The organism is Bradyrhizobium sp. BWA-3-5 (assembly GCF_032917985.1).
Lineage (GTDB): Bacteria > Pseudomonadota > Alphaproteobacteria > Rhizobiales > Xanthobacteraceae > Bradyrhizobium.
Genome location: NZ_CP136626.1, coordinates 6,960,126 through 6,973,277, shown reverse-complemented (window position 1 = coordinate 6,973,277; position 13,152 = coordinate 6,960,126). Strand labels below are relative to the sequence as shown.

Genomic DNA, 13,152 nt, shown 5'->3' with positions numbered 1-13,152 from the left:
GCGCATCTTGCGGGGGGATGCAACTACTCGTCGCCCGACATCAGCGCTGCATTTCCGCCGGCCGCCGCCGTGTTGACCGTTACCGTCTGTTCGGTTGCAAACCGCGCGAGATAATGCGGCCCGCCGGCCTTGGGCCCGGTGCCCGATAAGCCATGGCCGCCGAACGGCTGGACGCCGACGACGGCGCCGATCATGTTGCGATTAACGTAGATATTGCCGACCTGGAGCTTTTCGATCGTATCCTCCACGGTGTCGTCGATCCGTGAATGGATGCCGAGCGTCAGCCCATAGCCGGAACGTTCGACCGATTGCAGCACCTGGTCGAAGCGGTCGGCACGATAACGCACCACATGCAGCACCGGGCCGAACACTTCCTCTGTGAGTTGTCCGGCATCGGGCAATTCGAAAATATGCGGCGCGACGTAATTGCCCGGCGGCGCGCTGCCTACGAAATGCGCCCGGGCTTCCTTCTTCATACGCGCGATATGCGCATCCAGCCGCTGCTTGGCCTCGGTGTCGATCACCGGGCCGATATGCGTCGCGGGATCGGAGGGATCGCCGATGACGAGCTCGCGCGCCGCGCCCGCGATCATCTCGATCATGCGGTCGGCGACATCGTCCTGCAGGAACAACAATCGCAGCGCCGAGCAGCGCTGGCCGGCGGAGCGGAACGCCGACGTAACCACATCGTCGGAAACCTGTTCGGGCAGGGCCGTGGCATCGACGATCATGGCATTGATGCCGCCGGTCTCGGCGATCAGCGGCACGATCGGTCCGTCCTTGGCGGCGAGCGTGCGGTTGATCGTGCGCGCGACTTCGGTCGAGCCGGTGAAGACGACGCCGGCAATACCGGGATGGGCCACCAGCACGCCGCCGATCCGGCCATCGCCGGCGACCAGATGCAGCGCCGGTTCCGGCACGCCGGCTTCATGCAATAGCCGCACCGCCTCCGCCGCGATCAGCGGCGTCTGCTCGGCCGGCTTCGCAACGACCGCGTTGCCCGCCATCAATGCCGCGCTGACCTGACCGAGGAAGATCGCCAGCGGGAAATTCCACGGCGAGATCGCGACGAAGACGCCGCGCCCGCGCAGGCGGAGCACGTTGCTCTCGCCGGTCGGCCCCGGCATCAGCCTGCCGTCGCCGAACAGTTCGCGCCCTTGCATGGCATAGTAACGGCAGAAATCCACGGCCTCGCGGACTTCCGAAATCGCATCATCCAGCGTCTTGCCGCCCTCGCTTTGCAACAGCGCGATGAAACGGGCGGCGCGCGCCTCCAGCAGGTCGGCCGCCTTTTCCAGTGCGGCGGCGCGCGTCCCGGCCGATGTCGCAGCCCAATGCACGAAGCCGCCGCGCGCGGCCACGATCGCCGCATTGGCCTCGCTCTTGGTTGCGTCAGCGACGCTGCCCGGAGCTGGCAATGATGCGGCGGCGATGTCCGAGACGAGCTGCGCCAACGCCGCGCGGTCACCGAGTTCGGTGCCGCGGGAGTTTCTTCGTGTCGTCCCGTAGAGATCGCGCGGCAACGGAATGTTCGGATGATTGGCATTTTCGGCGGTGCTGATAATTTCGGCCGGCCGCCGCAGCAATTGCGACACCGGCACCGTCTCGTCCGCGGCGAGTGCAACAAACGATGAATTGGCGCCGTTCTCCAATAGTCGCCGCACCAGATAGGCCAGCAGATCTCGATGGCTGCCCACGGGAGCATAGGTGCGATGGGCGATGTCCGGGCGATCCTCGCCGAGCTTGGCATAGAGCGCCTCGCCCATGCCGTGCAGACGTTGGAATTCGAAGCCGGTGTGGTCCGTCGCCAGTTCGAGGATGCTTGCGACCGTAAGCGCATTATGGGTGGCGAATTGCGGAAATATCCGCGGCCGCAGCGCCAGCAATTGCTGCGCGCAGGTAATGTAGTTCAGATCCGTCATCGCCTTGCGGGTGAAGACGGGATAGCCGTCGAGCCCGCGTTCCTGCGCGCGCTTGATCTCGGTGTCCCAATAGGCGCCCTTGACCAGCCGCACCATCATCTTGCGGCGGAGGCTGCGTGCGAGATGATCGACATAGTCGATCACATCGATGGCGCGCTTCTGATAGGCCTGGATCGCCAGCCCAAACCCATCCCAGCCCGCAAGTGAGAGATCGCCGATCGCTGCCGCGATTACGTCGAGCGACAGTTCCAGCCGGTCCGCTTCCTCGGCGTCGACGGTAAGATTGAGGTCGTAGGATTTGGCTTGCCGCGCGAGATCGATCAGCCGCGGCACCAGTTCGTCCATCACCCGCGCGCGGCTTACCGCCTCGAAACGGGGATGCAGCGCCGACAGCTTGACCGAGATGCCGGGCCGGTCGGGCAGGGGACGATCGCCCGCGATGCGGCCGATTGCCTCGATCGCACTGGTGTAGGAATTGAAATAGCGCGTGGCGTCGTCTTTGGTGCGCGCCCCTTCGCCGAGCATGTCGAAGGAGTAGCGCTGGTGGCGCGAGGCGTGCGGCTGCGCGCGCGACAGCGCCGCCTCGATGGTCTCGCCGAGCACGAAATGATTGCCCATCAGCCGCATCGCCTGCCGCGTCGCGGCCCGCACCGCCGGGGCGCCGAGCCGCTTGGTCAGCCGTCCGATGGTCCCCTGCGGCGTCTCGCCGGGCTGGATCACGCGGGCCGACATGCCGAGCGCCCAGGCGGAGGCGTTGACGAGGAAGGCGCTCGATCGCGTTTCATGGTGGACGAAGTCGCCCTGGCCGAGCTTGTCCTCGATGAACTGGTCGGCGGTGCGGGCGTCCGGCACGCGCAGCAGCGCTTCGGCCAGTACCATCAGCGCAAGGCCCTCCTTGGTCGAGAGCGCGAACTCGCGCAGCATGTCCTCAACCCCGCCGAGCGGGTCGTCATTGGCCCTGATGGCCTCGATCAGGGTCCTCGCCGTGCGGTCGATGCGGGCCTCCTGCGCCGCATCGAGCCGCGCGGCCCGAAGCAGGCGGGTAGCCATGGTGCGATCATCGGGCGCATAGGGCGCGCTGAAAGGCGGAGGGGGCGAGGCGGGAATCGGCATGGGATTCGGCATGGGATTCTCTTGGCTTCGGCCAGCTTACCGGGGACGGGAGGACCGGAACAGGCGCAATCCCGCCGACTGGCGCACCGAGAGCACAGCCGGCGTATTTTCGGCGCGGCGATCCACGGGACTGCGGGCTTGACGGTTGGCAGCGCGACGGCGCCGCGCTAATCGTCACGCACGCCGTCGTCGGGGAACTCGCTGACATGATGAGGGACGCTGCTCTGCCGATACCGGGAAGCCGCACATGGAACCACGTCGCCGCGGTGCTTGGCGTGCTCCTTGCCGCGATGATCGGCGCTCGGGCCGCGACAGCCGCCGGAATCAGCTCCGCGATCAGCTATCTCTACGAATCGGTATCGATCAATCCGCCGACGGCCAGCTCCATGACGGTGTGCTACGGCTTCGTCTGCCGCCGCCGGGAGGTTCTCGAGTTCACCGACGCCGACCGGAAGGCAATCGCCCAGATCATGACCGCCGGGCGCGCTTCGGCGGCGGCTGAGCGCGCGGCCGTGCAGAAGGTGGTGGTATGGTTCGACCGCCGAATGGGCCCGATCCTCGGCACCAACAAGCGCGTGGCGAAGGCGGACTTCCGCTACTTCGACGACAAGCACAATTACGATTGCTGGGACACGACGCGCAACACCACCAGCCTGCTCCTGGTGCTGCAGGAGTGGGGCCTGCTCAAGCATCATTCGATCGGCGATCCGAAGTATCGCGGCAATACGCTGGTGCTGCAGACGCCGCACAACACGGCGGTGCTGGTCGACCGCGGCACCAAGGTCGAATGGGTCGTCGATCTCTGGCCTCGCGGCTATCTGCAGCCACCGGACGTGATGACGGTTCAGCAATGGGTGACGGAAGATTGAGCGGCCGGTGCTTGCGCACGAGTGGACCATCGCGCGTGCAGAAGCGGTGCCCGCTCCGCCGAACGCTCACAGTTTTCGGGTAGTTTCTTTAGCCTACTCCCGGATCTCGATCCGAGAGCGTGCCGTTGCCGACGGCGCCTGCGCGCTAAACCTTGAGGTTCTCGGCCGAAGTCTTGCCGCGGTTGGCGATCTCTTCGTACTCGACGGTCTGTCCTTCATTGAGTGTCGAAAGGCCCGCTTTCTCAACTGCCGAAATATGAACGAACACGTCCTTGCCGCCCGTCGAGGGCTGGATGAACCCGTACCCCTTGGTTGGGTTGAACCACTTTACCGTACCTTTAGCCATTCACGTCGTCTCCGCGGAATCAAAAAAATAAACGAGCCGCCGGTCCCCGCACTAACCGGCATGCCCGTTCATGAAGGATACGCGGGTTAGGGCAGGCTGAATAGCGCAAACGGATCGGCCGTTTCGGCGAAAAAGCCCCCATTCGCCGCCGATTTTAGCCGTTTTGCCGGTTTCGTCCCGATTTCGCGGGACCAAGTGGCGGCGATTCCCGAATTGGCCGGTTGCCCTGACCCCTACGCGCGAAGGTGTCATTCTCGCGCTCGGTCCCCGATCAGGCGAGTCGCAGCACTGCGAAAAACCCCGGCCGCAGCAGCGACCGGGGTGTCTGCACCGAACGTGCGTTGATCTAAATCAACGGAATAGTTGATCTGGATCAGTAGCAGACGTTCACGGTGCGCCAGCGGAAGCCGTAGGGCGTCAGCACCCGGCGGGTCACGTAGCAGCCATCATAGCCACCGCCAGTGAAGCCGATGCCGAAGCCGTGGCCGTAGCCCCAGTGATGGTGGTGATGATGGTAGTTCGGCCAGATGAAGCCGCCGGCCGAAGCGCTGGTCGGAGCCAGCGCGATGGCGCCGAGGGATGCTGCAGCGGCAAGCGCGAGGGTCAATTTGCGAAACATGGTCGTTCTCCGTTAAGTGCGCGCGTTCGACGTTTTGTCTTGGCGCGGGTTGAGGTTTCAGTCTTACCCATCGCCAATCAGTCGCGTGCCCGGAAATGCGGGTTCGAGGAATCTGCGCCGCGCGGGCCGACAATTTTCTGAACGATTATTCAGATGTGAAAAACATCACAGAGGCGCTGAACCACTATTACTGCAGCGTTTTACGCGGCGGCGCTTTGCTCGCCATTAACCAATGCCGACAGCGTTCGCGCATCACTGACCGTGCGCACGATCATCGGTTCGTTGCGTCCGCGGATCGTGACCTCCTGTGCCGGCAACGCATCTTCCGAAAGTCCCGCGGTCGCGCGCACCTCGTCCGAGACGACGAGCTCGCACGCAAGGCTCTTGGTCATGTCCTGCAGGCGGGCCGCGACATTGACGGGATCGCCGAGCGCGGTGAACACCATGTGGTCGCGATAGCCGATGTCGCCGACGATGACTTCGCCGCCATTGATGCCGATGCCGAAGCGGATCGGCTCACGCAGATCATGCTCGAGAAACTTGTTGAGCGCGTCGACATTGGCGGCGATCAGCGCCGCGGCGCGGAGCGCCTGGCGACAGGCTTGCTGTCGGGTGGTGGAGAGCCCGAACAGCGCCAGCATGCCGTCGCCGACGAACTGGTTCGGCATGCCGCCGCTCTCGAGCACCGCCTGCGACACCGCGCCGAGGAAGCGGTTGACGATGAACACCGTGTCGAACGGCAGGCGCTTCTCGGCCAATTGCGTCGAGCCGCGCATGTCGACGAACAGGCTGACGAGGTAGCGCTCCTGACCGACGCGTGTCGGATTGGACTCATGGCCGTCGGCGGAAGTGTGCGGCAGGAAGAGCTGGAAGAAGGAAAGGTCGGACGGCGGCCGCAGCTGGCAGGCGAGGCGGATCGACGGATCCGATGTGCCGACCCGGCCGAGCACGAACGCTTCGCGCTGCGAGGGTTTTGGCAGGTCGTGGCAGTCGCCGATGATGCGGATGCGGCAGGTCGAGCAGCGCGCGCGGCCGCCGCAGACGCTGGCGTGCGGCACGTTGTTGCGCAGGCTCGCCTCCAGCACGCTGAGGCCCCGGGGAACGCGCACGGTGCGGCCGTTGCCGTAGGAGAGGTTGATCATGCCGCGGCGGCGTTCGTTGATGGCGCGGGCGCCCCGCGCGAGCAGCGCGATGCCGATCAGACCGAAATAGCCGAACAGGAAATAGTCTGTGATGCGGTCGAGCGTCTGTGCCTCGGCGCGGGTGCCGATCTGTCGCTCCGATTGGGTCTCGGCACGCCATTCCTCGCTGTCGAGCTCGATCACCATGCGGCCGCTCTGATAGAAGCCGAGCATGGACAGCGTCGGCACCAGCACCGCGGCGGCGAGCAGGAACGGCGCGGCGCGCTTGTAGATCGCCCGCATCCGTAGCCAGAAATACAGGCCGATGCAGCCATGGACCCAGGCAATGGTCATCACCGCGAGCATCATCGGAATCCGCCATGGCGCCCAGATCCAGTACAGGAACAGGATCTGCGGATAGAGCCGCTCATGACCGTACAGTGTCTCGCCGAGCCGGATGCCAATGACATGGGCGATGATCAGCATCGGTATGCTTAAGCCAAGCGCGAGCTGCAGCGGCTCGATCGCCTTCCAGCGGAACTGCCGGCGCTCATAGAGCGCCCAGATGCCGAGCGCGGTGTGCACCACGCAGGCGGCGTAGAACAGGATCGTGATCGGGAGGAATTGCCAGAATGCGACGTGGATCTGGACGCCGGCCGCCAGCGCGTCCAGCGAGATGTTGCCGAGCGCGTGGTTGAGGAAGTGGCTGATCAGGTAGGCGAACAGCACGACGCCGGTGACAAGACGGATCTGCCGCAGGCTGATGCCGCGCAGGAAGGTCGTTACGCGTTCTCGGGACAGGGCGGCCATGCGATCCATAGTGGCTATATCGGCGATACCGGTGCTTTATTCCAGCGGTGAACATTCCGGTTGGTCGTCCCTGCGAATGCAGGGACCCATACTCCGCGGCGGTTCAGTGGCGCCGTAGTGCAAGCCGTTTTCCTTACCACGATCGGTGGTTATGGGTCCCTGCGTTCGCCGGGACGACGATCAAATTTTTCCGGTCAAGCCGCGTTGACACTCCCCGCTCAGTCGAGGAGAAAGCGCCGTGACGAATGCCCCGCCCCAGAAGAGTCAAGCCGGCCCGGCCGTCTCGCCATGGCGCGCCGTTATCCTGCTGATCGCGGCGATGACGGCGATGCGACTGGTCTATGCCAGCGTGCTCGAGCTGCGTACCGACGAGGCCTATTACTGGACCTGGTCGAAGGAGAGCGCGCTCGCCTTTCTCGACCATCCCCCCGGCATCGCCTGGCTGATCCGATTTGGCACGGCGATCTTCGGCGATACCAATCTCGGCGTGCGGTTCGGCGGCATCGTCGCGATGCTGGTCACGCAGCTCCTGCTCGCCGATATCGTCCGCCGCGTGACCCATGACATGCGCGCCGTGATCTTCGCGGTGTTGCTGCCGGAGGCTGCGCTCTATTACGGGCTGTTGATGGCGAAGGTGGCGCCCGATACGGCGATGATCCCCTGTGCGGTCGCGATGCTGTGGGCACTGGTGCGGCTCGACGAAAGCGGAAACCGGCGCTGGTGGCTTGCCGCCGGGCTGTTCGCGGGGCTGGCGCTGCTGTCGAAATTCACCGCGATCATGCTGCTGCCGGCGGTCGCCGCCTTCGTGCTGGTGCCGGACTGGCGGCGGCGCTGGCTGCTCAGCCCGTATCCATGGGCTGCAATGCTGATCGCGGCGATCGTGTTTTCGCCGGTCCTGATCTGGAATGTGCAGCATGACTGGGCTTCGTTCCGCTTCCAGTTTGTGCGCGCGGTCGCCACCCATCCGTTTTCGTTCCGCACCGTCGGCGAATTCGTCGGCCTGCAGTTCGGCCTCGTCGGCTTCGTGCTGCTGCCGGTGGTGCTGTCGGGCGTGACACTGACGGCCTGGCGCGGTTATCGCACTCGCGAGCCGGTCGCGATCCTGCTGTCGACCGCCGTGCTGGTGCCGTTCCTCTACTTTCTCTGGAAGTCGCTGACGCTGCGCGTCGGCGATACCTGGCCGATGTTCCTGTGGCCCGCCGGCTTTGCCGCGACCGCGATCAACTTGGTGATGCTGCCGCGCGAAAATTTTCCGGAATGGATGGTGAAGTCGACGTTCCACTGGGCGCGGATGGCGGTCATCTCCGGCATCGTCTTCGTCGTCTGTGTGTTCTTCTATTACGTCGCCACCCCGTGGAATCTGATCGGCAGGACCGATCCGATCGGAGGCGAGGCCGGCTATCAACAGGTCGCAGCGAGCGCGCGCGAGCAGTTGCAGAAAACCGGCGCGACGTGGATCGCCACGACCGACTACCGCACCTATGCGATGCTGCGCTGGTATTTCAACAGCGAGGTGCCGGTGGTGCAGGTCAACGAGCGCGGCCGCTTTCAGGGCTTTGCCGATCCCGGCATGAAGCTGATCAAGGATCATCCCGGCCTCTATGTCGCGCGCGAGCCCGATCATCGCCTGCCGCTGTGGGATCTCACAGGTGCCAGGCGCGAGCCGCTGGAGCGGGTCGAGCGCGTCTGGCGCGGCATGGTGATGGATACGTACGCGCTGGAGAAGCTGACGGGCTGGACGCCGGAGCTTTCGCCGCCGCCGGACTCCCCGCTGTTCCGCTGGCGCGTGCTGGCGGGAAGTGACGGGGGCGAGATGCGCGCCGCGCACACAACTGTCATTCCCGCGCATGCGGGAATCCAGTACGCCGCGGATTCTCGGTTCAAGCATTGACGTCTCTGGATACTGGGTCGCCCGGTCAAGCCGGGCGATGACAATTGCGTTTGAGGAGCATTCTCGCGCCCTACTTCGCTTTGCTCACCTACGAAGGCTCAGGCATCATCATCGCGCTTGCTCAACAAGTCCTTGGCGAGATCGCCGAGCGCCGGCCGCGGCAACGCCGTGAACGGCAGGGGGCGCGTGACGTCGATTGCCGCGAGCCCGAGCCTTGCCGTCAGCAGGCCGTTGAGCACGCCTTCGCCGAGCCGTTGCGAGAGCTTGGCCGCGATGCCGTGGCCGAGCACCTGTTGAACGAGACTGTCGCCGACCGCCATGCCGCCTGTTATGGCGAGGTGGCCGATCACATGACGGAGCAGGCTGATCATGCCGAGCGTGCCGGGCCTGCCGCCATAGAGCCGTGCCAACTGCCGGATCAGCCGCATCGCAGCGACGAACACGAACAGCACGTCGATCAGCGCGCGGGGGCTCACCGCCGTCACCACCGAGACGCGCTGCGCGGTCGCCGAGACCAGCCGGCGCGCCTCCTCATCGAGCGGCGCCATCAGTTCGCGTTCGGCGAGCTTGATCATGTCGGCGCCGTCGATAATGTCGTCGGCGTGGCTGACCAGCGTGGCGCGGGCGCGCGCCAGTTGCGGGTTCTGGTGGGCAAGCTTGAGCAGGTCCTGAACGATCTCGCGGCTCGCGGCGCGGTCGTCGCTGCGCAATACCTCAATGGCGCGCTGATGCAGTTTCTCGATTGCTGCGAGCCGCGCCAGCCCGAAGGCTTCGCGGCCGATGACGACGGCAAGCGCCAGCCCCGCGGCGATTGCGAATGCCAGTGCGACATAGCCGAGCGTCTGGCTGCGCGCGAACAAATCCTCGATCAGGTTGACGACGCCGAGCCCAGAGCCGAGCAGGACCAGCCCACTGAGCGCCGACCAGAACAGCGTGCCCCAGCGAAAGCCGCGCCGCGCCGGGAGAAGCGGTTTGTCGATCGGCACGGGCAGCGTCGCCGGATCCGCCTCAGGCGTGATCTGCACGGTGCCGCGGGCCGGGCGGGCGCTCTCGTCGGGGTCGATGACGATCACGTTGGGGTCGCCGAGCTTGAACGTCGCCGGCCGCCGATGGGGCGTCTTCTCGCTCATTGCAGTCGGTCTCCGATCAGGAACTGAAGCGCGCGGTCGAGACGGATGTGCGGCAGCGCCGGCTCTTCCTTGGGCCTGCGTTCCAGCAGCGGCGGCCGGAAACGCAGGAAGCGGAAGTCGGCCGCCTCATGCGGCGTCGAGGAAAGCCCGCGAAAGCCGCCCTTGAACAACGCCTCGGGATCGGCGGGCAGGTCGCCCGGAAAGGTCGCCACTTCCGTCTCGCCGTCGAATGTGTCGCCATTGGCGGTCTCGCCGGGCGCGGGCGTGCCGAGGATCGACGGCAGTTTTTCGCGGCCGCGCGCCACCATCGCCTCGCGGGTGGCGCGGACGGCGGCGAGCGCGACGACGTCGATGACCGCACCGGCATATTCGGCGCGATCCGCCGCCTTGGCGACGGCGCGGCGCAGCACCGCTTCCAGGTGGTCATGGCTGGCGTGATGCAGGTGATCGGCCTTGGTGGCGGCGAACAGGATGCGATCGATCCGCGGGCGAAACAGGCTGCTCAGGATCGTAGAGCGGCCGACACGAAAGCAATCGAGAATGCCGGCAAGGGCGGCTTCGAGATCGTGCAGCGCCTCAGGCCCGGCGTTGAAGGCCGCGAGCGCATCGACCAGCACGACCTGGCGGTCGAGCCGCGCAAAATGATCGCGGAAGAACGGGCGCACCACGATGTCCTTGTAAGCTTCATAGCGCCGCCGCATCATCGCCCACAGCGAACCGTCCGGCGCGGTGCCGTCGACGGCCACATCCAGCGGCGCAAACGTCAGCGCCGGCGTGCCGGCGAGGTTGCCCGGCATCAGGAAACGGCCGGGCGGCAAGAGGCTCATCGCAAAGCGTTCGTCGCGGCAGGCGCGCAGGTAATCGGTGAACAGCTTTGCCGCGGCGAGTGTCGCCTGCTCGTCCTCGCGAGCCTCGGGGACGAGCGTTGCCAGATGCGCGTGCCAGGGCGCCGCGAGTTTTGCACGCGGGCCCTCGCGCGAGAGCGCCAAGCTCTCGGCCGACCATTGCTCAAAACTCTTGTTGAGCAGGGGAAGGTCGAGCAGCCATTCGCCGGGATAGTCGACGATGTCGATGGTGAGCGTCCGGTCGGCGCCGTTCTGCCGCTGGTAGTCGATGACGAGCCGGAGTTCAGAGATGTCGGTGGTCGAGTTCGGCCAGCGCCGTTCCTCGATCAGGGTGCGGACATGGTTCTCATAGGCGAAGCGCGGCACGGCATCATCAGGCTGCGGCTCGAGCCGGCCGCGGGCGATCCGGCCCGAGGCATAGGGTTCAAACACCGGAAACCTGCCGCCACGGGTGAGGCCGTGGATCAGCGCCGTGATGAACACGGTCTTGCCGGCACGTGACAGGCCCGTGACGCCGAGGCGCACGGTGGGGTTGAAGAAGCTGTCGCCGTAATCAAGCAGCGCCCGCGCCGACAGGCGCGCTTCCTCGATGATGTCTGAAAAACGGGGGGCCATGCGGGCAGGAAACTCGATGAGAGAGGCGGGGCGGGCGACCACCGAAAAGTGGCGATTGGCCGGCCAAAATCAAGCTTTCGTCATACCCTGCGAAGGCGGGGTATCCAGTAATCGCAGGTGCGCGAAAAAGCCACGGTGGTGGGATACTGGATCATCCGCCCCAGTGCGCAATTGCGCACAAGGCGGATGATGACAGCTAGCTTGGGGCCCAGCTCATTCTCCCCGGGGAACATGTGTTATATGACTTCTCTCATCGGTTTTTGCGGGCCTGCATGACGATCTTCAGACTGAAACAACTCGCCTCGACATCCATCCACGCGGCGGCCGGTGTCATGCACTGGAACTACGACCGTGCCGAGCTGATCGCCGACGGTGTCGTTCATATCATCGGTGTGTGCCTCGGGCTTGTCGCGGCCACAGCGCTGATCGTCTTGACGGCGGTCTATGCCAGCACGTTCGAAATCACCGTAGTGTCGGTCTATGTCGCCGGCCTGCTCGCGATGCTGGTGCTGTCGGCGATGTATAATCTCTGGCCGGTTTCACGCGCCAAATGGGTGCTGCGCCGCTTCGATCATTCCGCGATCTATCTGCTGATCGCCGCCACGTATACGCCGTTCATCGCGGGGCTGAAGGAGAGCTATCTGGCGATCGCGCTGTTGATCGGGGTGTGGTGCGCTGCGATCGCCGGTATCGTGCTGAAGCTGGCGTTGCCCGGACGGTACGATCGTCTGGCGGTCGGGCTTTATCTCGCGCTCGGCTGGAGCGGCGTCATGATCTACGACGCCGTGGTGAAGGCGGTGCCCCCGATGGCGCTCGGCTTTGTGGTCGCCGGCGGCGTGCTCTACAGCCTAGGCGTGATCTTCCATGCCTGGCAGCGGCTGCGCTTCCAGAACGCGATCTGGCACGGCTTCGTCTTGCTCGGCGCCGCCTGCCATTATACGGCTATTCTCGATATGATGGTCCTGACCTAGGACCAAAATAAACGGGAGGAGCGGCCATGCAGGTGACGGGCAAAGTCGTGGTTGTCACCGGTGGCGGCAACGGCATCGGCAAGGCGATGTGCGAGGCCTTCCACCGCGAGGGCGCCGCCAAGGTGGTGGTGGTCGATCTCGACCATGCCGCGGCCGAGAAGCTTGCCGTCTCGATCAACGGCGCGGCGTTCAAATGCGACGTCGGACAGGAAAAGAACATCCGCCATGTCATCGAGGAGACCGAGCGGCAGTTCGGGCAGATCGAGCTGTTCTGTTCCAATGCCGGCATCGGCGGCGGTTTCGATCCACTGTCGGTGAATGCCGGCGGCAGCTCGGACGAGCCGTGGCAGCGAAGCTGGGCCGTTCACGTGATGGCGCACGTCTATGCGGCGCGGCATCTGATTCCCCGCATGAAGGCGCGCGGCGGCGGCTATTTCCTCAACACGATCTCGGCGGCGGGATTGTTGTCGCAGGTCGGCAGCCCGGCCTATTCGACGACCAAGCACGCCGCGGTCGGCTTTGCCGAGAATCTCGCGATCTCGCACCAGGCCGACAACATCCGCGTCTCGATCCTCTGTCCGCAGGGCGTCGATACCAACATGCTGCGCGGGATTCCGAAGGGCCCGCAATCCAGCGACGGCGACCTGTCGCCGGAGCAGGTAGCGGAGGATGTGCTGAAGGGGCTGGACGCGGAAACTTTTGTCATCCTGCCGCACCCGCAGGTGCTCGGCTACATGCGCAAGAAGACCGAGAACTACGACCGCTGGATATCAGGCATGGCGAAGATCCAGGCCAAGATGCGGGACGCTTACGGGAAGTGATTTGAGGGCGCATCGACCTCTCCTCCGTCATTGCGAGCCACCCGGTCGGCGCGAAGCGCCGCCGGATGACAGGCTCCGC

The 13,152-nt window shown here is 65.2% G+C and carries 10 protein-coding genes; 4 read left to right on the top strand and 6 right to left on the bottom strand.

Features of this window, described 5'->3' with window-relative positions; genetic code table 11:
• Nucleotides 1-23: 23 nt before the first annotated feature.
• Nucleotides 24-3,047 carry a bifunctional proline dehydrogenase/L-glutamate gamma-semialdehyde dehydrogenase PutA gene (gene putA / locus RX331_RS33470; protein ID WP_317253843.1) on the bottom strand — a complete coding sequence of 1,008 codons (3,024 nt, stop codon included), beginning with the start codon at nt 3,045-3,047 and terminating at the stop codon, nt 24-26.
• Nucleotides 3,048-3,244: 197 nt separating this feature from the next.
• Between putA and RX331_RS33465 the strand changes: the two genes are divergently transcribed.
• Complete coding sequence (locus tag RX331_RS33465; protein WP_317258301.1) at nt 3,245-3,904, top strand: hypothetical protein; 660 nt, start codon at nt 3,245-3,247, stop codon at nt 3,902-3,904.
• Nucleotides 3,905-4,049: 145 nt separating this feature from the next.
• Here RX331_RS33465 and RX331_RS33460 read toward each other — a convergent pair whose 3' ends face one another.
• The 3 genes from RX331_RS33460 to RX331_RS33450 form a co-directional block, all read right to left on the bottom strand.
• Nucleotides 4,050-4,250, bottom strand: a complete 201-nt coding sequence (locus RX331_RS33460; protein ID WP_057836919.1) for a cold-shock protein — start codon at nt 4,248-4,250, stop codon at nt 4,050-4,052.
• Between the two features lie 373 nt (nt 4,251-4,623).
• Entirely contained in the window at nt 4,624-4,869 is a 246-nt protein-coding gene (locus RX331_RS33455; RefSeq protein WP_317253842.1) for a hypothetical protein, read from the bottom strand.
• A 200-nt stretch (nt 4,870-5,069) separates the two neighbouring features.
• Nucleotides 5,070-6,800, bottom strand: coding sequence for an adenylate/guanylate cyclase domain-containing protein (locus RX331_RS33450; RefSeq protein WP_317253841.1), 1,731 nt, complete (start codon nt 6,798-6,800; stop codon nt 5,070-5,072).
• A gap of 319 nt (nt 6,801-7,119) precedes the next feature.
• Here RX331_RS33450 and RX331_RS33445 point away from each other — a divergent pair, with 319 nt between their 5' ends.
• Nucleotides 7,120-8,691 (top strand): glycosyltransferase family 39 protein, encoded by a 1,572-nt coding sequence (locus RX331_RS33445; protein ID WP_317258300.1) that lies wholly within the window; start codon nt 7,120-7,122, stop codon nt 8,689-8,691.
• A gap of 98 nt (nt 8,692-8,789) precedes the next feature.
• Here the strand turns inward: RX331_RS33445 and RX331_RS33440 are convergent, their stop codons facing one another.
• Nucleotides 8,790-9,821: a TIGR01620 family protein gene (locus tag RX331_RS33440; protein ID WP_317253840.1), complete on the bottom strand. Its 1,032-nt coding sequence runs from the start codon at nt 9,819-9,821 to the stop codon at nt 8,790-8,792.
• Nucleotides 9,818-11,281 carry a YcjX family protein gene (locus RX331_RS33435; protein WP_317253839.1) on the bottom strand — a complete coding sequence of 488 codons (1,464 nt, stop codon included), beginning with the start codon at nt 11,279-11,281 and terminating at the stop codon, nt 9,818-9,820. The genes RX331_RS33440 and RX331_RS33435 overlap by 4 nt, the downstream gene beginning before the upstream one ends.
• A 272-nt stretch (nt 11,282-11,553) precedes the next feature.
• Between RX331_RS33435 and trhA the strand changes: the two genes are divergently transcribed.
• Together trhA and RX331_RS33425 are read left to right on the top strand one after the other, a co-directional pair.
• The gene (gene trhA, locus RX331_RS33430) at nt 11,554-12,252 is read left to right on the top strand and encodes a PAQR family membrane homeostasis protein TrhA (protein ID WP_317253838.1); all 699 of its coding nucleotides are present in this window, start codon (nt 11,554-11,556) and stop codon (nt 12,250-12,252) included.
• Between the two features lie 26 nt (nt 12,253-12,278).
• Nucleotides 12,279-13,073, top strand: coding sequence for an SDR family oxidoreductase (locus tag RX331_RS33425; protein WP_317253837.1), 795 nt, complete (start codon nt 12,279-12,281; stop codon nt 13,071-13,073).
• The last annotated feature ends 79 nt before the right edge of the window (nt 13,074-13,152 follow it).